At 65.2% G+C, this 25,807-nt stretch carries 23 protein-coding genes; 14 read left to right on the top strand and 9 right to left on the bottom strand.

Annotation, left to right across the window (positions count from 1 at the left end):
• Positions 1-33 precede the first annotated feature (33 nt).
• The 5 genes from lolA (at position 34) to KUW00_RS05990 (ending at position 6,334) form a co-directional block, all read left to right on the top strand.
• A complete protein-coding gene (lolA, locus tag KUW00_RS06010; RefSeq protein ID WP_045992906.1) occupies positions 34-672 on the top strand; it encodes an outer membrane lipoprotein chaperone LolA in 639 nt (212 codons plus the stop codon).
• 211 nt (positions 673-883) lie between these two features.
• A complete protein-coding gene (locus KUW00_RS06005; protein ID WP_222568546.1) occupies positions 884-2,671 on the top strand; it encodes an acyl-CoA dehydrogenase in 1,788 nt (595 codons plus the stop codon).
• A 124-nt stretch (positions 2,672-2,795) separates the two neighbouring features.
• Positions 2,796-4,424 carry an acyl-CoA synthetase gene (locus KUW00_RS06000; protein ID WP_045992904.1) on the top strand — a complete coding sequence of 543 codons (1,629 nt, stop codon included), beginning with the start codon at positions 2,796-2,798 and terminating at the stop codon, positions 4,422-4,424.
• Positions 4,425-4,567: 143 nt separating this feature from the next.
• Positions 4,568-5,419 (top strand): 3-hydroxybutyryl-CoA dehydrogenase, encoded by an 852-nt coding sequence (locus KUW00_RS05995; protein WP_045992903.1) that lies wholly within the window; start codon positions 4,568-4,570, stop codon positions 5,417-5,419.
• 141 nt (positions 5,420-5,560) lie between these two features.
• Positions 5,561-6,334: an enoyl-CoA hydratase-related protein gene (locus KUW00_RS05990; protein WP_045992902.1), complete on the top strand. Its 774-nt coding sequence runs from the start codon at positions 5,561-5,563 to the stop codon at positions 6,332-6,334.
• A 235-nt stretch (positions 6,335-6,569) separates the two neighbouring features.
• Here KUW00_RS05990 and KUW00_RS05985 read toward each other — a convergent pair whose 3' ends face one another.
• Entirely contained in the window at positions 6,570-7,466 is an 897-nt protein-coding gene (locus KUW00_RS05985) for a DMT family transporter (RefSeq protein WP_045992901.1), read from the bottom strand.
• 189 nt (positions 7,467-7,655) lie between these two features.
• On the opposite strand from KUW00_RS05985, the gene KUW00_RS05980 reads away from it, so the two are divergent.
• Together KUW00_RS05980 and KUW00_RS05975 are read left to right on the top strand one after the other, a co-directional pair.
• Positions 7,656-8,345, top strand: a complete 690-nt coding sequence (locus tag KUW00_RS05980) for an aspartate/glutamate racemase family protein (protein ID WP_222568545.1) — start codon at positions 7,656-7,658, stop codon at positions 8,343-8,345.
• A 74-nt stretch (positions 8,346-8,419) separates the two neighbouring features.
• A complete protein-coding gene (locus KUW00_RS05975; protein ID WP_222568544.1) occupies positions 8,420-9,316 on the top strand; it encodes an MOSC domain-containing protein in 897 nt (298 codons plus the stop codon).
• A 79-nt stretch (positions 9,317-9,395) separates the two neighbouring features.
• Here KUW00_RS05975 and KUW00_RS05970 read toward each other — a convergent pair whose 3' ends face one another.
• Positions 9,396-9,869: a nucleoside deaminase gene (locus tag KUW00_RS05970; RefSeq protein ID WP_045992898.1), complete on the bottom strand. Its 474-nt coding sequence runs from the start codon at positions 9,867-9,869 to the stop codon at positions 9,396-9,398.
• A gap of 269 nt (positions 9,870-10,138) precedes the next feature.
• Between KUW00_RS05970 and KUW00_RS05965 the strand changes: the two genes are divergently transcribed.
• Positions 10,139-10,696 carry a DUF6624 domain-containing protein gene (locus tag KUW00_RS05965; RefSeq protein ID WP_124804119.1) on the top strand — a complete coding sequence of 186 codons (558 nt, stop codon included), beginning with the start codon at positions 10,139-10,141 and terminating at the stop codon, positions 10,694-10,696.
• A gap of 83 nt (positions 10,697-10,779) precedes the next feature.
• On the opposite strand, the gene KUW00_RS05960 is transcribed toward KUW00_RS05965, so the two are convergent.
• The 4 genes from KUW00_RS05960 to KUW00_RS05945 all read right to left on the bottom strand — a co-directional run bounded on the left by KUW00_RS05960 (position 10,780) and on the right by KUW00_RS05945 (position 14,624).
• A complete protein-coding gene (locus KUW00_RS05960) occupies positions 10,780-11,451 on the bottom strand; it encodes a response regulator transcription factor (RefSeq protein WP_045992896.1) in 672 nt (223 codons plus the stop codon).
• 193 nt (positions 11,452-11,644) lie between these two features.
• Complete coding sequence (locus KUW00_RS05955) at positions 11,645-13,279, bottom strand: PAS domain S-box protein (RefSeq protein ID WP_222568543.1); 1,635 nt, start codon at positions 13,277-13,279, stop codon at positions 11,645-11,647.
• Positions 13,280-13,291: 12 nt separating this feature from the next.
• On the bottom strand, positions 13,292-13,951 hold the full coding sequence (locus tag KUW00_RS05950; protein ID WP_108449077.1) for a 2OG-Fe(II) oxygenase: 660 nt from the start codon (positions 13,949-13,951) through the stop codon (positions 13,292-13,294).
• Positions 13,952-13,991: 40 nt separating this feature from the next.
• Positions 13,992-14,624 carry a CoA pyrophosphatase gene (locus KUW00_RS05945; protein WP_108449078.1) on the bottom strand — a complete coding sequence of 211 codons (633 nt, stop codon included), beginning with the start codon at positions 14,622-14,624 and terminating at the stop codon, positions 13,992-13,994.
• Positions 14,625-14,725: 101 nt separating this feature from the next.
• Here KUW00_RS05945 and KUW00_RS05940 point away from each other — a divergent pair, with 101 nt between their 5' ends.
• Complete coding sequence (locus KUW00_RS05940) at positions 14,726-15,283, top strand: NUDIX hydrolase (RefSeq protein ID WP_222568542.1); 558 nt, start codon at positions 14,726-14,728, stop codon at positions 15,281-15,283.
• A 102-nt stretch (positions 15,284-15,385) separates the two neighbouring features.
• On the opposite strand, the gene KUW00_RS05935 is transcribed toward KUW00_RS05940, so the two are convergent.
• Positions 15,386-15,697 (bottom strand): YqfO family protein, encoded by a 312-nt coding sequence (locus KUW00_RS05935; protein ID WP_108133275.1) that lies wholly within the window; start codon positions 15,695-15,697, stop codon positions 15,386-15,388.
• A gap of 108 nt (positions 15,698-15,805) precedes the next feature.
• Between KUW00_RS05935 and KUW00_RS05930 the strand changes: the two genes are divergently transcribed.
• Positions 15,806-16,651, top strand: coding sequence for a fructosamine kinase family protein (locus tag KUW00_RS05930; RefSeq protein ID WP_222568541.1), 846 nt, complete (start codon positions 15,806-15,808; stop codon positions 16,649-16,651).
• A gap of 12 nt (positions 16,652-16,663) precedes the next feature.
• Here KUW00_RS05930 and KUW00_RS05925 read toward each other — a convergent pair whose 3' ends face one another.
• On the bottom strand, positions 16,664-17,578 hold the full coding sequence (locus KUW00_RS05925; protein WP_222568540.1) for an alpha/beta fold hydrolase: 915 nt from the start codon (positions 17,576-17,578) through the stop codon (positions 16,664-16,666).
• A 348-nt stretch (positions 17,579-17,926) separates the two neighbouring features.
• Here KUW00_RS05925 and KUW00_RS05920 point away from each other — a divergent pair, with 348 nt between their 5' ends.
• The 4 genes from KUW00_RS05920 to KUW00_RS05905 all read left to right on the top strand — a co-directional run bounded on the left by KUW00_RS05920 (position 17,927) and on the right by KUW00_RS05905 (position 25,115).
• Positions 17,927-19,390, top strand: coding sequence for a TolC family outer membrane protein (locus KUW00_RS05920; protein ID WP_222568539.1), 1,464 nt, complete (start codon positions 17,927-17,929; stop codon positions 19,388-19,390).
• Between the two features lie 92 nt (positions 19,391-19,482).
• Complete coding sequence (locus KUW00_RS05915) at positions 19,483-20,877, top strand: efflux RND transporter periplasmic adaptor subunit (protein WP_222568538.1); 1,395 nt, start codon at positions 19,483-19,485, stop codon at positions 20,875-20,877.
• Entirely contained in the window at positions 20,874-24,068 is a 3,195-nt protein-coding gene (locus KUW00_RS05910) for an efflux RND transporter permease subunit (protein WP_222568537.1), read from the top strand. The genes KUW00_RS05915 and KUW00_RS05910 overlap by 4 nt, the downstream gene beginning before the upstream one ends.
• A 306-nt stretch (positions 24,069-24,374) precedes the next feature.
• On the top strand, positions 24,375-25,115 hold the full coding sequence (locus tag KUW00_RS05905) for a hypothetical protein (protein ID WP_261392004.1): 741 nt from the start codon (positions 24,375-24,377) through the stop codon (positions 25,113-25,115).
• Positions 25,116-25,166: 51 nt separating this feature from the next.
• Here the strand turns inward: KUW00_RS05905 and KUW00_RS05900 are convergent, their stop codons facing one another.
• Positions 25,167-25,781 carry a TetR family transcriptional regulator gene (locus KUW00_RS05900; protein WP_222568536.1) on the bottom strand — a complete coding sequence of 205 codons (615 nt, stop codon included), beginning with the start codon at positions 25,779-25,781 and terminating at the stop codon, positions 25,167-25,169.
• Positions 25,782-25,807: the final 26 nt, after the last annotated feature.

Raw genomic sequence — 25,807 nt, 5'->3', positions numbered from 1 at the left:
CAAGGATTTCGACGATTTCGACGGAGAGACGCTATGCCCGCACGCCTTACCTTGAGTTCCGGTCTTGCCACGCTGGCCCTGGCGCTGGCGATCCCCGCCACCGCCCTGGCCGACGGCGCTGAGCGCCTGACCCGCATGCTGGAGCCGTTGAACACCTATTCCGCCGACTTCGAGCAGCAGATCCTCGACGGCAGTGGCCAGCGCCTGCAGCAGACCGAAGGGCACATGTGGCTGTCGCGCCCCGGCAAGTTCCGCTGGGAGGTCAAGGCGCCTTACGAGCAGATCGTGGTGTCGGACGGCGACGAGGTCACCCTCTATGACCCCGATCTCGAGCAGGCCACCATTCAGCCGCTGGATGAGCGCATCACCCACACCCCGGCTCTGCTGTTGTCCGGCAGCGCCAACGAGCTCACCGACAGCTACGAGGTCAAGAGCTCTCAGCAAGGCACCGCCGAGACCTTCACCCTGGAGCCCAAGGCCTCGGACACCCTGTTCGAAAGCCTGCGCCTGACCTTCTACAGCGAGCAGCTTGCGGCGCTGGAGATGACCGACAGCACCGGTCAGCGTACCGCCATCGCCTTCGATAATGCCGAGCAGAACGGCAACATCGATGACCAGCGCTATCGCTTCGAGGTGCCTGAGGGTACCGACGTGATCCGCCAGACCCGCTGATCACACCGGCCGCCGCCGATCACGTTCGGCGGCGGCCTCCCTTCCGCACCTTTCCACGGCCTGCCATTTTCTGCCCGTTCCCTCCTTACCGTGCGCTATCGAGCACGCCGCTTGTCCCCGATCAACCCTGAAGTCTACTGCGACCTTGGCCCAATAGTGTGAGCCGACTAGGGAAACTACTATCCTGGGTATCGTTTTCACGAGGTGCCCCATGTATCCCTACGCCGCTCCCCTGCGAGACCTGTCCTTCGTGCTGTCGGAAATGCTCGAGCACGAGTCCTTGAACCTGGCCCCCTTTGCCGAGGTTGGCCCCGAGCTGGTCGACGCTGTGCTCGAGGAGGCCGCCAAGCTCGCCTCTGATGTCTGGGCGCCGCTCAATGCCAGCGGTGATCGCCAGGGCTGCAGCCGGCTGGAAGACGGCAGCGTGACACTGCCCGACGGCTTCGCCGAGGCCTACCAGGCCTACGCCGAGGGCGGCTGGAACGGGATCGGTGTGTCCGAGGAGCGTGGCGGCCAGGGGCTGCCCGAGGTGGTGGCCAGCAGCGTGCAGGAGATGCTGCACGGCGCCAACATGGCTCTGGGCCTGTGTCCGATGCTGACCGCGGGTGCCATCGAGGCGCTGGCTCACCATGGCAGCGACGAACTCCAGCAGCGTTACCTGGCGCGTCTGGTGGAGGGCAGCTGGACCGGCACCATGAACCTGACCGAGCCTCAGGCCGGCTCGGACCTGTCCCGCGTGCGCACCCGCGCGGTGCCGGAAGGCGATCACTACCGGCTGTTCGGCCAGAAGATCTTCATCACCTGGGGCGAACACGAGGCCGCCGAGAACATCATCCACCTGGTGCTGGCGCGCACCCCCGACGCCCCCGAGGGCAACAAGGGCATCTCGCTGTTTCTGGTGCCCAAGTTCCTGGTCAATGAGGACGGCTCGCTTGGCGAGCGCAACGACGTGGTGTGCGCCTCCATCGAACACAAGATGGGCATCCACGGCAGCCCCACCTGCACCCTCAGCTTCGGCGAGAAGGACGGCGCCGTCGGCTATCTGGTGGGGGAGGCCGGGCGCGGCCTCAACCACATGTTCACGATGATGAACGAGGCTCGCCACAAGGTCGGTATCCAGGGTATCGGTGTCGCCGAGCGTGCCTGCCAGCACGCCCTGGCCTACGCCAACGATCGCTCCCAGGGACGCACACCACCGTCCCGCGGAGGCGAGCCCTGCACCATCGGCGAGCACCTGGACGTGCGCCGCATGCTGCTGTCGATGCGGGCGCGCACCGACGCCCTGAGGGCGCTGGCGCTGCTGTGCGCTCAGCAACTCGACGTGGCTCGTCACCATGAGGACGAACCGCGCCGTCGCGAGGCCCAGGCGCGGGCAGAGGTGCTGATCCCGGTGGTCAAGGGCTTCTCCACCGACCAGGCGGTGGACATCGCCTCGTTGGGGGTTCAGGTCCACGGCGGCATGGGCTTCATCGAGGAGACCGGCGCCGCGCAACTGTTGCGGGACGTGCGTATCGCACCGATCTACGAGGGCACCAACGGCATCCAGGCGCTCGATCTGGCGGGGCGCAAGCTCCAGCGCGATGGCGGCGCGGCCTTGTCGCTGCTGATCGACGAAGTGCAGGCCACCGCCGAAGCGCTGTCAGCCCATTCTTCTCTTGCTCCGCTGGGGGCAGAGCTTGCCGCCGGTGCCGAGGATCTGCGTGCCTGTGCGGCCCTAGTGCTGGAGGCGGGGGCGGACGCCGAACGCGGCGCCGACGCCATCCAGGCCTACGCCACGCCGCTTCTGTCGCTGACCGGCCACGTACTGTGCGCCTGGCAGATGGGGCGCGCGGCGATCATCGCCCGGGCCGCGCTGGACGCCGGCAGCGACGACGACTTCTACCGGCGCAAGCTGGCCTGTGCCGACTTCGCCGTGCGCCAGTGGCTCCCCGAGGGGCGCGCCCAGCGTCGCGTCATCGAGGCTGGCTTCGACGAACTGCTTGGCGTATCGCTTGGCTGAACCGATTGGCCGTCGGTGTCCACCGGCGGCTATCTTCTGTTCAGGATCGGCCATCGTCATTTCCCTCGTAGCGAGGCGCAGGCCGCCAGTGGCTACGCATGCGACCTTCAATCAGGAGTGTCTAATGAGCAACATCTACGACCAGGGCATGCCGCGCAACGCGGCCAACCACGTGGCGATCTCGCCGTTGACCTTCATCGAACGCGCGGCCAGCGTCTATCCGGACCTGCCGGCGGTGGTCCACGGCCAGACGCGCCGCGACTGGGCCACCACCTGGCAGCGCTGCCGGCGACTGGCCTCGGCGCTGGAGCGTCGTGGGCTCGGCAAGGGGGATACGGTGTCGGTGATGCTGCCCAATGTGCCGGCGATGTTCGAGGCTCACTTTGGCGTGCCCCTGGCCGGTTGCGTGCTCAACACTCTGAATATCCGTCTCGATGCCTCGGCGATTGCCTACATGCTGGAACACGCCGAGACCCGGGCGATCCTGGTGGACCCGGAGTTTGTCGAGGTGGTACGTGAGGCGATCAAGGGCCTCGATAAACCGCCTCTGATCATCGACGTGCTGGATCCCGAGTTCGAGGGCCAGGCCGAGCGCCTGGGCGAGATCGAGTACGAGGACCTGCTGGCCGAAGGTGACGCCGACTACCCCTATCGCCTGCCCGAAGACGAGTGGGACGCCATCTCGCTGAACTACACCTCCGGTACCACCGGTAAGCCCAAGGGCGTGGTCTATCACCATCGCGGCGCCTACCTCAACGCAGTGAGCAACATCCTCGAGTGGGCGATGCCACATCACCCGGTGTACCTGTGGACGCTGCCGATGTTCCACTGCAACGGCTGGTGTTTCCCCTGGACCATCGCCGCCAACGCCGGAGTCAACGTCTGCCTGCGCAAGGTCGACCCGAAGAAGATCATGGAACTGATCGCCGACGAGAAGGTGACCCACTTCAGCGGTGCGCCGATCGTGCTCAACGGACTGGTCAATCTGGACGAGTCCCAGCGTCGCGCCATCGACCACCCGGTCAAGGCCACCACCGCAGGAGCAGCGCCGCCTGCTGCGGTGATCGCCGGGGTGGAGTCACTCGGTATCGATGTGACCCACGTCTATGGTCTGACCGAGGTCTATGGTCCGGTGACGGTGTGCGCCTGGCGCGAGGCCTGGGACGAGCTGCCGCTGGAGGAGCGTGCCCGCATCAAGGCCCGTCAGGGCGTGCGTGGGCACATGCTGGAGGCGCTTTGCGTGGCCGACCCGGTGACCCTGGAGCCATTGCCCAAGGACGGCGAGAGCATCGGCGAGATCATGATGCGTGGCAACAACGTGATGAAGGGCTACCTGAAGAACGAGGCCGCCACCCGGGAAGCGCTGGATGGTGGCTGGTACCACACCGGCGACCTGGCAGTGTGGCACGCCGATGGCTACATCGAGATCAAGGATCGCTCCAAGGACATCATCATCTCCGGCGGCGAGAACATCTCCACCATCGAACTCGAGGATGCGCTCTACGCCCACCCGGCGGTGGAAGAGGCCGCGGTGGTGGCCCAGCCTGACGAGAAGTGGGGCGAAAGCCCCTGCGCCTTCGTCAAGCTCAAGGCCACCAGCGGTGAGGTGACCGAAGAGGACATCATCGAGCACTGTCGGGGCAAGCTTGCGCGCTTCAAGGTGCCCAAGCGCGTCGTCTTCACCGAACTGCCGAAGACCTCTACCGGCAAGATCCAGAAGTTCGTGCTGCGTCAGCAGGCAAAGGAGAGCTGATCGCCGCCTGCCATCCGCTGATGGCAGGGTAAGCCCGCCCGAGACAGAGCGGGGAGCAGATCATCAGACGCCGCCTTCGGGGTGACCGGGGGCGGCGTGGTTGTGTCATGATCGAGGGAAATATCCATCAAGGGAGAAAGCAAGTGAGCGAGACGCGGATCGGTGTGGTCGGTGGTGGAACCATGGGTCAGGGCATCGCCCAGGTGCTGGTGCAAAGCGGCTTCGAGGTGAGCCTTTATGATGTTGCCGAGGCCGCCCTGGAGCGGGCCAGCGCGGCGATCGACAAGGGCCTTGCCAAGCTGGTGGAAAAGCAGCGGCTGAGTGCCGAACAGCGGGACGAGGCCCGCGCGCGCCTGACCACGGTCAACTCGCTTCAGGCCCTGGCCGACTGCGGGGTGATCATCGAGGCGGCGCCGGAAGCGCCGGAGCTCAAGGAACGCCTGTTCCGGGAGCTCGATGAGCTCAACCCCGAGGCGGTGCTGGCCTCCAACACCTCCTCGCTGTCGCTGACCCGTCTGGCGGCGGTGTGCCAGCGGCCAGAACGAGTCGTCGGCATGCACTTCTTCAACCCGGTGCCGGTGCTCAAGCTGGTCGAGGTCATCCGCGCCGAGCAGACCAGCGACGCGACCGTGGCCCGTGTCGAAGCCCTGGCCGAGTCCATGGGCAAGACCGCCGTGGCGATCGGCGACGCCCCAGGCTTCGCGGTCAACCGCCTGCTGGTGCCGATGATCAACGAGGCCGCCTTCCTGGTGCAGGAAGGGGTGGCCAGCGCCGAAGACATCGACACCGCCATGAAGCTTGGCGCCGCCCACCCGATGGGCCCGCTGGCGCTGGCCGACCTGATCGGCCTGGACGTCTGCCTGGCGATCATGAACGTACTGGCCGATGGCTTCGGCGATCCCAAGTATCGCCCCTGTCCGCTGCTCAAGCGGATGGTCGACGCCGGCTATCTGGGACGCAAGAGCGGCCGCGGCTTTCACGACTACAGCGGTTGAGGCGGTGGCATGCGCCAAAAGGATGGCTTGTGAGCCTACCAAGCGTTCGCTAGGGTTGGGCCAAAGGTGACGAACGCGCCAGGCTCCGCCGACGCCAGGCGGGCCTCGCCGACAACTGACAACTCTGACAAGGAGCATTTCGTGAGCGAACAACTGGTCGAGATGGTCGACAACGATGGCGTGGTACGCCTCACCATCAACCGTCCCAAGGCGTTGAACGCCCTGAATCGCGAGGTCATCGAGGCGCTGGCCGAGATCCTTGATCGGCTCGAAGGTCGCGAGGGCCTGCGCGCGGTGCTGATCACCGGCGCCGGCGAGAAGTCCTTCGTGGCCGGTGCCGACATCACCGCGATGCGCGAGATGAACCCGCTCGAGGCGCGCGACTTTGCCGGTCAGGCGCTGAAGACCATCAAGCGCCTCGAGACGCTGCCGGTGCCGGTGGTGGCGCTGGTCAACGGCTTCTGCCTCGGCGGCGGCTGCGAGCTGGCGCTGGCCTGTGACTGGGCGGTGGCCAGCGACAACGCGGTGTTTGGCCAGCCCGAGGTACTGCTTGGGGTCATTCCCGGCTTCGGTGGCTCCCAGCGTCTGCCGCGTCGGGTCGGCCCGGCCATGGCGCTTGACCTTTGCACCACCGGGCGCAAGATCGACGCCCAGGAGGCCCTGCGCATTGGCCTGGTCAACCAGGTGATGTCCCAGGCCGAGCTCGAGGACTACGCCGCCACCCTGACCAAGCAGTTGTCCGGCAATGGCCCCGGCGCGGTGCGCAGTGCCAAGCAGGTGATCCACGACGGCATGGATCAGGATCTGGACAGCGCCCTGGCGCTGGAGACCAGCCTGTTTGCCCTGTGCTTCGCCTCCGACGAGCAGCGCGAAGGCATGAGCGCCTTCGTCGAGAAGCGCAAGCCCAACTTCTGAGTCCCTTTCACAAGCCTTCAGCTAGGGCTTGTCTGAAAAGTGCCTGCGCTCGGTAATACGGCGTTAAAAATCGGATCAACATGCTCATTTACACCCCGTAAACTGCGCTGTCTCACCGATTTTTGCCTTGTCTAACCTTCGCTCGTCGACTTTTCGGACAGCGCCTAGCATTGAAGCGGCCATGGCGAATGCCATGGCCGCTTCGTCATTCTGGCGCGAGGATTCTGGGGGGCGCCTAGCGGGGCAATGGTCGGGTGGCCTTGTCCCGGCCCGGCGACAGCATGCCGGTGGCTACAGCGGTGCCTGCCAGGGTGATGGCCATGCCCACCAGGGTGCGCAGCCCCAGGGTCTCGTCGAGCAGCACATAGCCCCACAGCAGGGCGCTGACCGGTACCAGAAAGGTCACGGTAGAGGCGGCGGTAGCCCCGGCGCTGGCCAGCAGGCTGAAGAACAGCAGAAAGGCGACAGTGGTGGACAGCACCGCCATGGCCAGGGCGCTGCCCCAGGCCTCGATGCTGACGGCTTGCTGCGGCCACATCAGGAGCCCAGGTACCAGCAGCATCAGCCCGGACATCGAGCAGCTGCCGGCGGCCAGCACGCGTACCGGCAGATGGCCGAGGTGGGTCTTCGAATAGTTGCCGGCGATGCCATAGCAGAAGGTGGCCCCGAGAATCGCCAGGATGTACCAGCCATCGCCGCCCAGCTGGAAGTCCAGCCGATCGGCGGACAGCACGTAGACACCGACGAAGGCCAGCGCCAGACCCAGGTACTGACGTCGGCGAATCGGCGTGGCGAACCAGGCGGCGCCGATAAGCGCGGTGAAGATCGGAGTGGTGGCGTTGATCAGCGAGGTGAAGCCTGCCTCGAGCTGGGTGGTCGCCAGGGCCAGCAGTGAAAACGGCACCACGTGGTTGATGAAGCCGAGCAGCGCCAGGCGTCCGATATTGTCGCGCACCTGGCGCAGGTAGTGCAGTGATGCCAGCAGGGGCAGCAGCAGCAGGGCGCCGACCCCCATGCGGATCATCACCACCGGGACGGCGCCGAACTCCGGCGAGGCCACCCGCATGAAGATGAAGGACAGTCCCCACAGGCTCGACAGCAGGACCAGCTTGAGGGTGTCTGAGGCCGTCATCGAGATTCCTTGTCGTGGGACGGTGGAGGTAGTGGTAGCACTTTTGCTAGCCCGCTAAGAGTATGCGAGATGCGCGAAACAGGAAAGCCGTTGAGGGTGAGGGTGCTGTGAGCCACCGATGACTCTTGTATGCTGAAGTAGACGGTACCGCAACACTGACTGGGCCAGGGAAGTCCTCGGGAGGGCGCTATGAAGACCATCGGGCTGTTGGGCGGCATGAGTTGGGAGTCCACGGTGAGCTACTACCAGGTCATCAATCGGGATGTGAACCGCGCACTTGGTGGACATCATTCGGCCAAGATTGCCTTGATCAGTCTGGACTTCGCCGAGGTCGAGGCCTTTCAGCATCAGGGCCGCTGGGAGGATGCCGCCGGGCTGCTCGCCGACGCCGCCTGGCGCGTTCAGGAGGCGGGCGCGGACCTTATCGTGCTGTGTACCAATACCATGCACAAGGTGGCCCGAGACATCGAAAAGGCGGTGGATATCCCCCTGTTGCACATTGCCGACGCCACCGCCGATGCCCTGATCGCCGACGGGGTCAAGCGGGTGGGGCTGCTCGGCACCTGTTTTACCATGGAGCAGGGCTTCTACAAGGACCGGCTCGAGGCCTACGGTATCGAGGTACAGGTACCCGAGAAGGCTCAGCGCGATCAGGTTCACCGGATCATCTACGATGAACTTTGCCATGGTGAAATCGAGCAGGCGTCACGCCAAGTGATGCTGTCGATCATGGAAGAGCTCAAGGCCGGTGGTGCGGAAGCGGTGATACTGGGCTGCACCGAGATCGCCTTGCTGGTCGCTCAGGCCGACACCGAGATTCCGCTGTATGATACGACGGCCATTCACGCCCGCAGGGCCGTCGAACTGGCGTTAGGCTGACGCTGGCCCGGTACTGGCACCGTGCAGTGCCCGTGCCACCAACTTGAGACGATGCCCCTCTGGCAAGGATGCCCATGAAGCTTTCCACTCTCGCCTGTTACCCCGTCAAGTCGCTGCGCGGCATCGCGCTGTCCCGGGCTGAACTCACCGAGCGCGGGCTCGCCTTCGATCGGCGCTGGATGCTGGTCGACGACGACGGTCGTTTCGTCACCCAGCGTGAGATCCCCGCCCTGGCGACCATCGGTGTCGAACTGTCGTCCGACACTCTGCGCCTGGTCCACGAGAGGATGGCGCCGCTCGTGCTGTCACTGGACGAGCCGAAGGCGGCGGTGCGCCGGGTGCGGGTCTGGCAGAGCGAATGCCAGGCGTTGGACGAAGGCGACGGTGCGGCGAATTGGCTGGCAGAAGCGCTGGCAAAGTCCTTGCCAGAGCCCTTGCCAAAGTCCTTGCCAGAACCCCGGGGCGAAGCGGGACGTTTCCGGCGGTTGCGGCTGGTGCGCCTGCCCCACGAGCAGCGCCGTTGGGTAGAGACCGAGTTTCTGCCGCCGGCGGAACGCGGTGTGGTGCATACCGCCTTTGCCGACGGCTACCCCCTGCTGATCGCCTCCGAGGCCTCGCTGGCGGCGCTCAACGAGCGGCTGGAAGCCAAGGGGGAGGCGCCGGTGCCGATGGAGCGCTTCCGCCCCAACCTGGTGGTGTCGGGCGGTGATCCCTTCGCCGAACGGGATTGGGCCTCGTTGGCCGGGCCCGGCTATCGCCTCGGCCTGCGCAAGCCATGCAAGCGCTGCAAGATCATTACCCTGGATCAGCGCAGCGGTGCGGCGCCCTCGGCCAAGGAGCCATTGAAGACCCTGGTGGAAATGGATACCCAGCCCGGTTGGAAGGGCGCCTTCTTTGGCCAGAATGCCGTCGTCGAGCAGGGCGTGGGGGTCATCCTGCGTGTGGGTGACGTGCTCGATAGCCTGAGCTGACGGTTGATCACCGGCGTCGCCGGCCAACGACTCGACGCCGCTGTCCGCCTTCTCGATACCCCAGCTCCCCCTTCCTCCGTCACTTCCGATAGAGCCGCCGGTGCAGCTCGCGAATCTCGTCGGCAAACTCCTCAACCGGCCCCTCCACCTCGGCACTCGGCACGATGGTCTGGATCGGCAGCGGGGCGATCGGGGCAGGTGCCACCTGCCACTCGCCGAGCCAGCCGCCGAGCTGTTCTGAGGAGCTGGCGTAGACGATGCGTCCGAGTCCGACCCAGCCATGCGCCGCGGCGCACATGGGGCAGTGTTCGCCGGAGGTATAGACGGTCGAGTGCGCGCGCTCTTCGACGCTGAGGTGCTCGGCCGCCCAGCGGGCGATGGCGAATTCGGGGTGGCGGGTCGCGTCACCGCCGGCGACGCGGTTGCGATCCTCGAAGCGAACCTGCCCTTGCGGGTCCACCAGCAGCGAGCCGAACGGCTCGTCACCAGCCTCGAGGGCCTCCCTGGCCAGGTCAACGCAGCGGCGCAGGTGCTGACGATCGGTCGAATTCATTCAGTATTCCTCATAAAGATGATCCGCGGGCGGCCTCCTGCCTGGGGAAGGATGCCTCCGGGGAGGGATATCTGTGGCCTTGGCTTGACTCTAGCATGGACCAAAGTTGTCCGATGACGGACAGCCAGATACGTGATTCTTCACTGAAATATGCTTCTGGCGTCGGCATTTTCCTACGCAGCGCCCGGCGGATCGACTATTGATGCCGAAGGGTAACCCTAGGACGCTGTAGGTTGTCGGCAAGCTGGCCTGCAAATGAGGTGCGTTGCATGAACACGAGGAATACCATGTTGGCCCAGCAGATGGTGGCGCTGGCCGAGCAAGATAGAGCGTTGCTGGATGAACTCGCGGCCTCGGGGGAGATCCCCTCCGCCGACTATCATCCGCGAGTGCGTGCGCTGCATCAGGCCAATGCCGAGCGTCTGTCTGCGGTCATCGATCGTCACGGCTGGCCGGGCAAGGACACCGTCGGGGAAGACGGCAGCGAAGCAGCCTGGTACATCGCGATGCACGCGGTTTTCGACGTGGATTTCATGCAACGTTGCTGTTCTGCACTGATTCAGGCGGTTGCCGCCGGCCAGGCGCCCGGGTGGCAGCTGGCCTTTCTCGAAGATCGCATAAGGGTCCTGACCGGTCGGCCCCAGCGCTATGGCACCCAATTCGAGATCGGCGACGACGGCTGGCCCGTACCCAGCGTCATCGAACGGCCGGATGACGTCGATCGGCGTCGTCAGGCGCTTGGGCTGGAGCCGCTGTCCAGTCGTCTGGCACGGCTGAGGGGACCGGGGTTAGCGGGTCCGGATGACTGGCTACGGCGTTCGGCCTGAACCGCTTTGCTTCACTTCCTGCTGCATGTCGAACTGAGCCGGCTGCCAGTTGGTGGCCTCTCACTCTGCCCTTGTCACCAGACTCATGACGGCGCGCCGGCATCTCGGCCGACGTCGCTATCCTGCCCGGGCAGTGCTGCCACCAATCCCAGCGCCACGGCCAGCCTGACCAGATGCGCCAGGCTATCGGCGCCGAGTGTCTTCATGATGCGCTGACGGTAGACCTCCACGGTCTTGGCGCTCAGCGTCAGCTTCTCGGCGATCTCGCGACTGGTAAGCCCGCGGGCCACCTCGACCAGGATGGCCTGTTCGTTGGCCCTCAGCCCTTCATATCGCTGCCGCAGCTCTTCGAGATCGGCCTGGGCCCGCTGCCGGTGCTGGTGGTGGGCCAGCGCCTGCTGGATGACATCGATCAATTGCTGCTGATTGAAGGGCTTTTCGATGAAGTCGAAGGCTCCCGCCTTCAACGCGGCGACCGCCATGGGCACGTCACCGTGACCGGTCATCATGATCAGGGGAGGACAACGGTCTCGCTCGGCCAGCCGCTGCTGGACCTGCAGACCGCTGAGGCCGGGCATGCGCACGTCCAGCAACAGCACCTCATGGTGCCGCGACGAGGCGAGAAAGGCGTCGCCGCTGGCGTAGCCCTGACTGCCAAGTCCCACCGACTGCAATAGCCAGGCGAGCGACTCGCGCAGGTCATCGTCGTCGTCGATGATGGCGATGGTTGGCTGGTCAGCAGTGTCGACGGGCATGATGGTCACTTCGCTGGTTGGGCGAGTCTCGCGGGCAGGCCCCTATGCTAGCCGATCCCCCGGCCAAAGGGGACCGTGCCAGGCGATGCCTGGTCGCCGGGTTTTCGTACAAAGCCTGGTGCCTGATCTCCGCCTGGCTGGCGCTTGGCGCCTCAAGTCAGGGGACGCGCCGAGGTATCAGCTGTTCAAGCCCTCAGGCGGAGGGCAGGGTAATGCGAAAGCGCGCACCCTGTGGCGCGTCAGGATCTTCTGACCGCCTCGCACCGGGACCGGGAGGAAGAGCGTCTGCGCTCGGTGGGTCGCCGTCATCGATCAGCACCAGGTTGCCGCCCATGGCCTCGATCAACGACAGGCTGATCGATAGCCCCATGCCGAGACCGTCCTTGCGGCCGCTGACGAAGGGCGTAAACAGGCCCTGGCGTTGCTCTGGTGCCACGCCGGGGCCGTCGTCGACGATGTCCACGCAGCATTCGCGGGAGCCAAGCGGGTAGGCTTCCAGGCGAATGCACGGAGGCCTGGGCGGAGTGGCGATGTCGCGACAGGCGTCGAGAGCGTTGCGGATCAGGTTGACCAGTACCTGTTCCAGGCCGATGGCGTCGGCCATGACGAGGTCGAGGCCAGGGGCCAGGCGTGACGCCAGATGCACGCCTTCGTGCCGACACTGGGGCTCGCACAGGTCGCAGGCCTGGCCAATGATCTCGGCGAGATCCTGGGGCGCGAGGTGAAGACTGCCGCGGCGAACGAAGCGACGGATATGCTTGAAGCGTTCGGATAGGCGCTGAATCTGATCGTTGATGCGGTTGAGGGGCAGCGCCAGTTGGTGGGCGGGTTGGTCGGGGTCGCGCTCGAGCTGCATCAGCGCGCCGCTGGCGTAGTTGCCCATAGCCGCCAGCGGCTGATTGCATTCGTGGGCGATATTGGTGGCCAGTTCACCCAGGCTCGCCAGGCGATTGGCGTGGGTGATCTGCTCCTGATGGCGGCGTGCCTGGGCCTCCGCCTCCAGGCGCAGACTGAGATCTCGATTGAGGATCGACAGTCGCGTCTGCCCTCCCTGTTCACGGTGCAGCTGGACCACGCTGAGCACCGGGATCTCGCCTGAGGGTGAGGCCAGGGCCAGCTCGCCACTCCAGCGCCCCTCCAGGGTGACGGCAGGCAGCACCTGTTCACGCCATCTTTGTGCCGACGTGGGCACCAACAGTTCGGCAATGGTCGTGCTTGCGCCTTCTTCGTCGAGCCTGAACAGGGTGCGTGCGGCCTGATTGCAGTAGACCACGTGTTCGTCCTGGTCGCAGAACAGCACAAAATCAGTGGTCGATTCCACCACCCTTGCCAGGCGCTCGCGGCGTGCCTCGGACTCGACACGCCGACTGACGTCGCGGGAGACGCACAGCACGTCGGTGAGTTCGCCGGTATCGGGGTCGCGACGGGTACGGCTGGTGGTCTCGAACCAGATGTAGTGGCCGCTGCGGGTGCGAAAACGGTAGGTCTGCTCGTAGAAGCCCTCGTGGTAGTAGATACGAGGGGACTTGGACAGCAGCGCCGCCAGATCGTCCGGGTGGAAGAGGTCGTAGGCCGATACACCGATCAAGTCGTCAGGATCATAGCCCAGCAGGGTCCTGGCGGCCTGGGAGGCGTAGAGGAAGACGCCGTTGTGGTCGTGGCGCGAGATCAGATCCGTGGTGCTCTCGGCCAGCCACTGATAGTGGCGCTTCTCCTGTTCGAGCTGCTGTACCCGTTCGCTGAGCGCCTCTACCTGCTGGCGCAAGCGTTCCTCTTCGGTTCGCGGTTCGGCGCTGGAGTCTTTAGCGTCGTTGCTGTCGTGGCGCATGGTCATCAGGCCCTAGCGAGCCGGGTCTACCACGCCACCCAGCGAGGCATTGCGTCTGAACCAGCCGGCGATGCTGGCGCGGGGCAGGCGGGTCGGCAGTACTTCATGCGGCACCTGCTCGGACAGGAAGCACACCAGGGTGCCGGCCCTGGGGGCGACCCTGGTGAGCTCCCTCTGCGGGTCCTGTTCAGCGTAGATGACCATCTCGCCACCGCCATCTTCCGGCCAGTCGGGATTGAGATAACCTACCGTGGAGACCACGCGGTTGGCGCGGCCTCGGAAACTGTCGAGATGGCGACGGTAGAAGGCTCCGGCAGGATAGCGGGCCAGATGCGCCTCGTACTCGAACAGGCCGAGAAACAGGCTCTCGTTGAGTCTTTGCTGGAGTTCGCCCATGGCGTCGAGATAGCGGCGCTGGGCCAGGGTTTCCCGATCGAGCCAGTGGATGGCGTCGCCACGAATGTCTTCGCGGGTATCGAAGTCGGATCCGCGGCCGATGCCGGCCCGGGCCAGGGCCTGCTGGTGCGCTCGGCCCTCGACCTCGGCGTGCAAGGCCTGGCACAGCTCGGCGTCGATCATCGCTTCACCGACATAGAAGCCGCGTTCCACCAGGGCGTCCACCAGCTCCTCCATCCGTTGCGGCGGCAGGGGGCAGGGATCGGGGTAGCTCATGAAATCGGTGCTCGTCTTGTCATCGCGGGGCCGTGCCTGGTCATCTTGGCGCTCTTCTCGGAGGCAGATGGCGTAGTCTACCCTCCGGGCGGCGAGAAAGGCTCATGTCCAGGTCGCATCCCTTGGCCAGCAGCTCCACCAGCATCATGGCGGACAGCCCCCAGATCACGTAGTCGTCGCCCTGGTCGGCGGGGATCAGGTAGCTCGGTACATAGATGTCGTTGCCGTCCACCGGGATCACGTCGGTGTGGGTACGCTGGTCATCGATAAAGTGCGACAGCGGCACCTCGAAGATCGCGTCCAGCTCGCCCAGGTCCGGGACCAGCGGCAGATCCGGCGGAATCAGTCCGACGAAAGGGGTGACCTTGAGACCATGCAGCGACAGCACATCAGAGAGCTGGCCGAGCACCTCTACCTGGCCGGGGGGCAGGCCTATCTCTTCTTCGGACTCGCGCAGGGCGGTGGCCAGCAGGTCGGCGTCATGAGCCTCCCGCTTGCCGCCCGGAAAGGCGACCTGGCCGCTGTGGGTCGACAGGTGGCTTGCGCGGCGGGTGAACAGCAGGCCGGGCTCGGGCCGATCGACCAACGGGATGAGTACCGCTGCCTCGGGCAGCTTCAGCGTCAGGCGGCGGGGGGAATGCGCTTGCAGGCGTTTGCGAAGTTTCTCTAACATGGGGGATCCGCAGGGTTTCACTCCTTGTACCCAGCCCCGTGCAGTGGCGTCAAGCCCGTCCTCCATTCCCGAGCCGGGAGCGACATGAACGATTGCAGCCCATGAATTTTTGCAGCCATTGCGGGCAGACCGTCCGTTTCGTCATCCCCGAGGGGGACGACCGTCCGCGTTACCTGTGTGACGACTGCAGCACCATCCACTACCAGAACCCGCGCATCGTGGCCGGCACGCTGCCGGTTTGCGGGTCACGGGTGCTGCTGTGCCGTCGCGCCATCGCACCGCGTGAAGGCTACTGGACGCTGCCAGCGGGATTCATGGAAAACGGCGAGACCACCCCGGACGCAGCACGGCGTGAGACCCGCGAGGAGGCCTGCGCCGAGGTAGCGCTGTCGGGGCTCTACACCATGATCGACCTGCCCCATATCAATCAGGTGTTCATGATCTTTCTCGCTGAGCTCGATGGAGGTTACGCCGCCGGTCCCGAGAGTCTCGAAGTCGCGCTGTTCGAGGAGCACGAGGTGCCCTGGGACGAACTGGCCTTTCCCACCATCGAGCGTACCCTGCGTCACTTCTTCGAGGACCGCGCAAGCGCGACCTTCCCGCTGCACATCAGCGATATCACACCGGATCAGCGCAGGCGCTTCTTCGGCAGCGCCTGACAGCACACGTCCAAGGCTTCCGGGGGGCGGGGCCAGGGTTGCCCCCGGTGGCCGGCCGCAGATTCGAAAGGCCACCGGCCGGCTCGTCCGCTTTCGTTCGCGTCACAGATCTGCCAGCCGCCAGACGTCGTAGGCCACTTCCTCGTAGGGGTGGGCCAACTTGAGCGCGGAGATGGCGGCGCCGATCAGCTCGTCCTCGCACACCAGCTCCACCTTGTATTCCTCTACCCGCTCAAGCTCGCCTACCTGGCCGATGTGCGGGTCGGCGCCGTCCAGCGGGCGAAACTGGCCCTGACCGGCGGTCTGGAAGCAGCAGGCCTCGTAGTCACCGATGCGTCCGGCACCCGTGGCAAACACGGCTTCCTTGACCGCCTCGGCGTCGTCTCTGGGCACGAAGAAGGCAAGCTTGTACATGGGGTCTCCTTGCGTAAGCTGGGGGATGATCGAGCCGGGTGTACCACCCGAGGGTGGCGACGCGCAACCTGCACCCGGCGAATCTGCCAGCAGCCAGCAGGAGCCAGCATGAAACTCAATGACGCCCTCGAGACGCTGGGGCTAGCCGCCACGGCACCGCCACGTGCCCTGTCGGGCGGTGATATGGCCGAGGTGTGGCGGATCGAGACAGCGCAGGGCGCGGTGGTGGCCAAGCGCGACGATCCTGAACGCCTGGCAGGAGAGGCCGAGGGCCTTGCCGCACTCGGCGATGCCGGTAGCTCGCTGGTGATACCCGCAGTGATGGGCCAGGTCGGCTCCTGGCTGGTGATGGAAGCACTGGAGCCGGGGCCCGCCGACTGGACGGCGCTGGGTCGAGGGCTGGCGGAGCTGCACGCGCCTTGCGAGGCCGCCCACGGCTGGGCGCACGACAACGCCTGCGGGGCGACGCCCCAGCCCAATGCGCCGCTTCACGACGGACGCGCCTTCCAGCGTGAGCGCCGATTGATGCCCCTGGGCGAGGCCTGCCACGGCCGCGGCTTGCTGTCGCGCAGCGAACTTGCCCGCCTCAGGCAGGTGGCCGACCAGCTCGAGGCGTGGCTGCCTGACCAGGCGCCAAGTCTGGTGCACGGGGACCTGTGGTCCGGCAACGTCATCCACAGTTCGCGCGGCCCGGCATTGATCGACCCGGCGGTCTATCGCCACTACCCGGAGGTGGATCTGGCCATGCTGACGCTGTTCGGCGCGCCGGGTGAGGCCTTTTTCGAGGCCTACTGGCAGGCGCAGGGGCGGGAGCGCGCCCCCGCCGACTGGCCCCGGCGCGAAGCCGCCTTCCAGCTCTATCCGTTGCTCAATCACCTGCTGCTGTTCGGCCGTGGCTATCACGCGGCAGTGCTGCGAACGATCACGCGGCTGGAGCAGCACTCCAACGACTAGACAGAGCGGGCTTCAGGAGGCGCCGAGCCCCAGCAGGCGTCGCCACCAGGGACGCGCAACCGCCCTGGACGGCTCGTGAGGCTGCTCGGCGAGGCTTTTCTCGAGAAAGGCCTTGATCGGTGCAACCTGGCTCGGGCGATCGAGCATCGGGGCGTGGCCGCAGCCCGGGACCGCCAGCGTCTCGAGCTGTGGCTGGGCCTCGCCCATGCGGGTGACGATATCCTCGGACAGCAAAGGTGAGTCTTCGCCACGCACGACCATCAAGGGGCAGCGGATGGCCTTCCAGTCGGCCCAGGTGTCCCTGGGCGTGTCGTGGACGAATTGCTCGCCGATGCGCGGGTCGTAGTGGTAGGTCCAGCTACCGTCCGGCAGGCGGCGGGCGCTCTCCAGGGTGAGCTGGCGCCAGGCGTCCTCGTCATCGATGCCGAAGCCGGCGTAGTGGCGGCGAAGCTCCGCCTCCAGTTGGCTCAAGCGGGAAAAACGGTGGGGGACGGTGAAGTAGGTGGCCAGTTCGGCCAGGCCTTGTGGCACCAGTTCCGGACCGACATCGTTGAGCACCAGTCGTTCGATGCGGCCTGCACTGGATGGATCGGCGGCCAGCAGCATGCCGAGCAGCCCTCCCATGGAGGTACCCACCCAGGCTGCCCGGTCGAGTTCGAAGTGGTCCATGACGGCCAACGCGACTGTCATGTAGTGGGAGTACAAGTAGTCATTGGCAGGATACAGCGACCAGCTCGACAGTCCTCGCCCCGGTGTGTCGGGTGCCAGGACTCGCCATTCGGGGCCAAGTTCCCGGGCCAGGGCAGCGAAGTCACCGCCGTGGCGTGCCAGTCCGTGCCAGGCGATGACGGTTCTGGGTGCCTCGGGATGAAACACGCGTACCGCGATCTCGAGCTCTCGGAAGGTGACCAGTCTCAGAGTGTCCATGGTGGCTCCTGGTGATGGTCCTGCAGGGGAGGGCGATCTTGGCTATGTTGCGGTGCAGCATTGTGGTTTAGCCAGCAATATAGTGCGGAATTGCGAATTTTTCACCATCCTTGCATGAAGGGCGGTAGAATACGACGCCAAACATGCGACAATGTATGTATATCGAATACCCCTAGATTCGAACGCCACCCGGTGCTTTCCAGGAAGTCGAGGCGCCCAGGAAATGGCAAGGACAGTGTGTCAGGGAGGTCGTGCTCGCGTCGCGCGGCGTCCCTGGTGTGATGTCTCTGTGGCCTGGTCAAAGGGACTTGTGGACAACGCCGAGCAACAGATCCGAGGATGCTATCAATGACGCCTTCCCGACCAGTCCCCGTCACTCTGACCTCGCGGGTTCCTTCTCGCCGCCGCCTTCTGTGTGCCGCTGTCGCCGCCCTGATGATAGGCCAGGTCCAGGCCGCCGATCTGTTGACCATTACCCGCGACGCGCTGGACAACAACTCCGAGTTGGCCTCCGAGCGGTCCACCACCAGTAGTGCGGAAGAAGGCATCAACGTCGAACAGGCGGATCTTAATCCTCAGGTGACCGCCTCCGGCGAGGCGGCCTACAACCATATCTTCGAGACCCAGTCGCAGTCAGGCTTCAGCGGCACCGGCAGCGATGACGACTACCTCAGCTACGGTCTCAACCTGCAGGCGACCCAGAAGCTCTACGACGCCCTGAACAGCCGCGAAGTGAACGTGGCCGAGGCCCAGCTGGAACAGCAGACCTACGCCCTGGCGGCTACCGAGCAGCAGGTGTTGATCGACACCTCGTCGGCCTACTTCGATATTCTGCGTGCCTACGAGATCCTCGAAGCACGTAGGGCCCAGGAGCGCGCCATCGGGCGTCAGCTCGAGCAGGCCCAGGAGCAGTTCGACGTCGGTTTGATCGCGATCACCGAGGTCGAGGAAGCGCGGGCGACCTTCGACCAGTCACGGGCCGACCGGATCGTCGCCGAGAGCGACCTCCAGGTGGCCTTCGAGGCGCTGGAGCGCTTGACCGGCAAGCGCTACGACAGCATCGAGATGCTCCAGGACGATCTGCCCATTGCGCTGCCCGAGCCGTCCAGTCGTGATGCCTGGATCGAGCTTGCCATCGAGCGCAATCCGGAACTGCTGGCGCAGCAGGCTGGCGTCGATGTGGCGCGTGAGCGGATCGATGTGGCCAGGGCCGCCGATCTGCCGGTGGTGGAGGCCTTTGCCAACTACGCCTACAGCGACGACGAGCGTGACAACTTCGAGGACTACAACTCCAACAGCCAGGTGGGCGTGAGCGCGAGCATGCCGCTGTACACCGGCGGTCGGACCAGCGCTTCGGTGCGCCAGACCACCTACGACCTGGAGTCCAGCCAGTACGACTTCGAGTCCCAGCGCCGCGAGACGGTGCTGCAGGTGCGCTCGCTGTACACCCAGGTCAGCAATGACGTCTCCACGGTGGCGGCGCGCAAGCAGTCCATCGTCTCCAACCAGAGTGCCCTGGATGCCACCCGCGCGGGCTACGAGGTGGGTACCCGCAACATCGTCGACGTGCTCAACGCCGAGCAGAACCTGTATAACGCCATCGCTGACTACGCCGATGCCCGTTTCAACTACGTGATCAACCTGCTCAGTCTGCACCGTCAGGCGGGGGTGCTCGACGCCCAGGATATCGCCGAGCTCAACGCCTTCCTGGTCGAGGAAGGGCAGGTGAACTTCACCCTGCCGGAGCAGGGCGAGGCCGACGAATACGACGCGGTTCTCGATATCGGCGCACCGCCGAGTCAGGACGGCTGACGCACGCCTTGGCGTCCAGGCTGACCGCCTCCTCCCTCGAGGCGGTCAGCGCCCGGCATCTGACGATCCAATTACCCCGAAGGAATCAAGGGATGAAAACCACCATCTATCGCGGCCGCCTCTGGGCCGCACTGGCGGCGGCATTGCTGCTGGTCGGCTGTGGTCAGGAAGAAGACCCGTCCGCCGGTCAGGCCGGTGGTCAGCCACCCGCCAAGGCCATCGAGGTGGCCGAGCTGGCCTACCAGGACATTCCACTGGACAAGTCCTACCCCTCCAAGCTGATGAGCGAGCAGGAAGTCACCCTGGTCGCACGTGTCACCGGTGTGCTCGAGGAGCGCAAGTTCGAACCCGGCGATCAGGTCGAGCAGGGTGAGAGCCTCTACACTATCGAGCCGGACCTGTACGAGGCCACCGTGGCCCAGCGCGAGGCCGACCTGGCCAGCGCCCAGGCCGAGCTGTCGCGGGCCGAGCGTGACGCCAATCGTTTCCAGCAGCTGGCAGCCCAGAACTCGGTGAGCCGTCAGCAGGTCGACCAGGCCCTGGCCGACGCGCGCGTCGCGCGGGCCAGCGTGGCCCAGGCCGAGGCGGCGCTGAAGAGCGCCCAGCTCGATCTGGACTACGCCGAGGTCACGGCGCCGGTGTCTGGCGTGATCGGTCTCAGTGAGGTCAATGTCGGCAACCTGGTGTCACCTAATACCGAACTTGCCACCATCACTCCGCTGGACCCGCTGGAGGTCCGTTTCCAGATGCCTCAGAACGACGCCTTCGAGCTGCGTCGTCAGTTGAAGGACATGAGCATCGAGGACATCGCCGCCTCGCTCGAAGCGTTCTCTTCGCGTGGGGATGAGCCTGCCGTGCTCAGTGGCCACCTTGACTTCCTTGGCTCCCGTGTCGATCCCGAGACCAGCACCGTCCAGGCGGAGGCCACCTTTGCCAACCCGGACGGCGCGGTGCTGCCGGGTCAGTACGTGCGCGTGAAGATCGAGGGGCTGGCTCGCTTCGGCGTGCTGGCGGTGCCGGAGCTGGCGTTGACCCAGGGCCTGATGGGCCCGCAGGTCTACGTGCTCGATGAAGACAACGTCGCCAGGGCGCGTCCGGTGCAGCTCGGTGAGCTGGCGGGCGCCTGGCAGATCATCCTCGACGGCGTCGAACCCGGCGAGCGTGTGGTGGTCGGTGATCCGGGCAGCCTGAAGCCGGGTACTCCGATCGATCCCCAGCCGTTTGACGGCGATGCCGAGGCGCTGATGCAAGAGGCCCAGTACGAGCAGCAGGGGCAGGGCGCCGGCCAGGCCGCGCCCGAGCAAGCCGAGCAGGAAGCTGCGTCACCGGGCGAGTCAGCGGCCGATCAGAGCGGGCAGGGCACTGCCGAGAGCGCTGGTCAGGGCGAGGATGCCGCGAGTGCCACCCAGGCCGCCCAGCAGGCGCCGATGAACGCGCCGCAGGGCGATCAGGAGGCCGAGGAGGCTCGAGGAGAGGGTAACGAATGAATTTCGCCAACTTCTTCATCAAGCGGCCGATCTTCGCCTCGGTCCTGGCGATCATCCTGACCATCATCGGGGCGATGAGCATTCGGGTACTGCCGATCGAGCAGTATCCCAGCGTGGTGCCGCCCACGGTGTCGGTCAGCGCCACCTTCCCGGGGGCCGATGCCGAGACCGTGGCGCAGACGGTGGCCGCGCCGCTGGCGGAGGCGATCAACGGCGTCGAGAACATGCTCTACATGAACTCGACCAGCTCCGACAACGGCTCCATGAGCCTGAGCGTGGCCTTCGACATCGGGACCGACGGTGATATCAACACCATCAACGTCAACAACCGGGTCCAGGGCGCGCTGTCTCAGCTGCCCGAGGCGGTGCAGGAGCAGGGCGTCCAGGTCGAGCTGCGCTCCAGCTCGATCCTGATGCTGGTGTCGTTGATCTCGCCCCAGGACGACTACGACAACATCTACATGCAGAACTACGCCACCCTGAACATTCTCGACGAGCTGCGCCAGATTCCCGGCGTCGGTGAGGCCGAGGTGCTGGGCGGTGGCGAGTTCGCCATGCGCATCTGGATGGACCCCAACAAGCTGGCCGAGTACGACCTGACCCCCACCGAGGTGGCGGCGGCGATTCGTGCCCAGAACACCGAGGTACCGGCGGGTAGCCTGGCGTCCACGCCGATCGACAGCCCGCGAGCCTTCACCTACACCATCACCGCCGGCGGACGCCTGTCCAGCGCCGACGACTTCCGCGACATCCTGCTGCGCACCAACGAGGATGGCTCTGCGCTGCGCCTGGATGACGTCGCACGGATCGAGCTGGGCGCCTCCTTCTATGGCGTCGAGGCGCGCCTCAACGGCGCCATCATGACGCCGATCATGATCCAGCAGCAGCCGGGCGCCAATGCCCTGCAGACGGCAGACATGGTCAAGGAAAAGATGAACGAGCTGGAGGTGCGCTTCCCGCCGGGCCTCGAGTACGTGGTGCCCTACGACACCACCTTGTTCATCGACGCCTCGGTGGAAACCGTCTTCCACACCTTTATCGAAGCCTTCCTGATCGTCGGCGTCATCCTGTTCATCTTCCTGCAGAACTGGCGCTTTACCGTGATCGCCATGTCGGTGGTGCCGGTATCGGTACTGGCCACCTTCGCAGGCTTCTACGTGTTCGGCTTCTCGATCAATCTTTTGACGCTGTTCGCTCTGGTGCTGTCCATCGGCATCGTGGTGGATGACGCCATCCTGGTGGTGGAGAACGTCGAAAGGGTGCTGTCGGAGGACGAGGAGATCACGGTTCGCCAGGCCACCATCCAGGCCATGAAGGAGGTCGGTGGGCCGGTCATCGCCACCTCGCTGATCATGGCGGCGGTGTTCGTGCCGGTGGCCTTCCTCGGCGGCTTTACCGGGCAGATCTATCAGCAGTTCGCCCTGACCATCGCCATCTCGGTGGCGTTCTCGGCGCTGATGGCATTGACCTTCACCCCGGCGCTGTCGGCGATCTTCATCAAGCACGACCTGCACAAGAAGGAATCCTCCTTCATGCGGGCGGTGCGCACCCCGCTGCGCCTGTTCGACCGCTTCTTCGATGGCGTCACGAGGGTATTCATGGTGGCGGTCAAGGCGCTGGTCAAGGCCTGGGTGCTGACCCTGCTGCTGGTGGGGCTGGTCGGGGCCGGTTCCTTCTGGCTCTACGAGAACACGCCCTCGACGCTGGTGCCGGAAACCGACCAGGGCATCGCCCTGGCGGCGGTCAGCCTGCCGGACTCGGCCTCGCTCAGCCGCACCAAGGCCTACATGGCCGAGGTCAGCAAGCGCATCGAGGAAGTGCCCGGTGTGCGCTATTCCTCGGCCATCGCCGGCTACGACATGCTGACCAGCTCGGTCAACACCGCGCGCGGCATCATCTTCATCAACATGGACAACTGGGACGAGCGCGAGACCACGGTGGATGACCTGATCGGCCGGATCTTCCAGATCGGTGCCGAGGTCGACGGCGGCAACGTCATGGCCTTCAACATGCCGCCGATCATCGGCCTGTCCACCACCGGCGGCTTCACCGGTTACCTGCAGTCGTTCTCCGGTGCCACCCCCGAGGAGATCTACCAGGCCTCGCTCAAGGTGATGCAGGCGGCCAATCAGGATCCGGCGCTCAACCAGGTGTTCTCGACCTTCAGCGTCAACGTGCCGTCCTTCCGCGCCGAGATCGACCAGCAGAAGGCGCTGAGCTACGGCGTGTCGCTGACCGACCTCAATGCCACTCTGTCGAACACCTTCGGCAATGGCTTCGTCAACTTCTTCAGCTACCAGAACCGCAACTTCCAGGTCTACCTGCAGAACGAGGCGGAGTACCGCGACACCCCGGACGATATCAACAACGTCTATGTGCGCGGCGGCAACGGTGAGCGGATTCCGCTGTCGGAGTTCGTGACCCTCGAGCGCAAGGCCGCACCTGCGGTAGTCACCCGTTTCGGTGTCTACTCGGCGGCCCAGTTCCAGGGTGGCCCGGCGGAAGGCTACTCCTCGACCCAGGCGCTCCAGGCCATGGAGCGGATCGTCCAGGATACGCTGGGCAGCGATTGGGGCATGGGCTGGACCGGTACCGCCTACCAGGAGAGCGAAGCGGGTAACGCCGGCACCATCGCCATCATCTTCGGCATGGTCATGGTGTTCCTGATCCTGGCGGCGCAGTACGAGAGCTGGTCATTGCCTCTGGCGGTACTGACCGCCACGCCGTTCGCCTTCCTCGGGGGCATCGCCGGTATCGCCATGCGTGGCCTGGATACCAGCGTCTATGTCCAGATCGGGGTATTGGTGGTCATCGGCCTGGCGGCCAAGAACGCCATCCTGATCGTCGAGTTCGCCGAGCTCCAGCGCAAGGAGATGGGCAAGAGCATCCGCGAGGCGGCGATCACCGCGGCGGAGCTGCGTTTCCGGCCTATCGTGATGACCTCCATGGCGTTCATCTTCGGCACCCTGCCGCTGGCCATGGCCACCGGCGCCAGTGACACCAGCAGCCACCACATTGGAACCACGGTGGCCATGGGCATGGCCTCGGTGGCGATACTGGGTAGCTGTTTCGTGCCGTCGTTCTACGCCATGATCGCGTCGCTCTCCCTGCGCTTGTTCGGAGAGCGTGGTTCCGACGACGATGAGGACGAGAACGCCTCAGAAGCCAAGGGCACTGCCACCGATCATTGAACGGGGTGAGCGGGTCAACATGACCGCCCCTCATCGGTAGAATGGTTGATGCAGGTCAAAGCGCCGCCTTTCCAGGCGGCGCTTTTTTTTATGCTGCAGAGGCGGTGAGTCGCTGGTGACAGGGAGCTTTTTTATTGCGTATTACACGCTTGTGGCGGGCTTGGGGGGAGTGTGCAGTGCAGCATATTGTGCGTTGCAACATGCTGTCGCCAAAGGAAAAATTGGGATGTGCGGGTCGAGGTTTGTGGCCTATGGCGCTATGCTGCGGGTAGCAAGTACGCAAGTGGCAACGCCACGGGAGGTGGTATGGACATAACGCTGATCAGGGACATCGCCCTGAGTTTTCCGCTGATTCTGTTCACGGTGCTGCTTCCACTCGTCGCGCTCTACTGGATCCTGGTGGCATTGAAGCTGGTGCCGCTGCAGCTGTTCGAACGTGACAGCCTGCGTGACGATCATATGGCCAGCACGATGGTATCGCTGGGGTTCGCCGGGGTGCCGGTGACGGTGGCCTTGACCGCGCTGATCCTGTTTGCCGCGGTCTTCACCTTGATGGCGGAACTGCTGATACTGCAGTGGTTCAATCTGGCGATCGTAATCGTGCCACTGGGCATCGTGGTGCTGTGGGGAGCCTTTGCGCTGTCGTCCCCGCTGGCATCCCGCTTCTGTCGGGTACTGTTGAAGCGCTATCGCGATCGGCCCTCGTTCAACCGCCGTTGCCTGCTGGGCGAGCGTGTTCAGGTGGTCGGCTTCATCGATGGCCAGGGGTGCTGCCGTGCGGTGCTCTGCTCGGACGGAACCCGGGAGATCTGCCTGAGGGGCAAGCCGGGGGCGATGCCGCGGGAAGGGGAAGTACGGGTGCTGGTCAAGTACCTGGAAGAGCACGACAGCTTCCGCTCGGTGGCCGAGCAGGAGTTCCTCGATGCGCGTACCCGGCTGGTAAGGCTCAAGCTGATCGAGCGCCATGAACCGGTACCACCCCATGAGGCACCGACGCACGGGCATCACTACCACGGCCATCGTCACTCCCACGGCCATCAGCATTGAAGCGTGTCGAGCCCTTCTCGAGTCGATCGAGTAGCAGTTCGCGACGACGGGTCAGTCGCGACCGATCAGGCGGATCAGGTCATCGACCAGGGCAGGGCCTCGTTCACTGAGAGTGAAAGCCTGGGGCGCCCGCAGCCACTCCCAGAACAGCCCGCTTAGGGCATAGTGAAACAGGTCGGTGGCACGCTCCGGGCTAAGCCCGGGGCGTAGCTGCTGCTTGAGATCAGCCTGCTTGAACTGGCGCAGCAAGGCCTGGCAGGTTTCTCGGGCGATCTCGGCCTTGGCCTCCAGCGGGTCGAAATCGTCGGTACGCTCGCAGTGGTGCAGCAGGATACCGTGAACCCGGCGGTGGCGCGGAGTATCGGCCTGACGCAACCCGACATGACAGCTCAAGCGAATGGCCTCCAGCGGGTGGTGATCGACCGAGGAGTCGTCGAGCTCATTGAGCAGGTCCTCGAACGGCAGATGGACACGCTCCAGCATGGCCCGGAACAGATCGCCCTTGTTGCGAAAATGCCAGTACAGGGCGCCCCGGGTAACGCCGGCCCGTCGCGAGATGACCTCGAGCGAGGCGCGCGAGACACCACGCTCGAGGAACACTTCCTCGGCGGCATCGAGCAATGCGGCTCGGGTGGCGGCGGCTTCTTGCTTGGTACGGCGGGCCATGGGGGCGGGGCGCTCCGGCGGTGGGT

It is taken from the genome of Halomonas sp. DP5N14-9 (assembly GCF_019802175.1).
Taxonomy (GTDB): domain Bacteria; phylum Pseudomonadota; class Gammaproteobacteria; order Pseudomonadales; family Halomonadaceae; genus Halomonas; species Halomonas litopenaei.
Note: the sequence above shows the minus strand (reverse complement) of the source record. Positions and strands in the feature narration are given on the sequence as shown.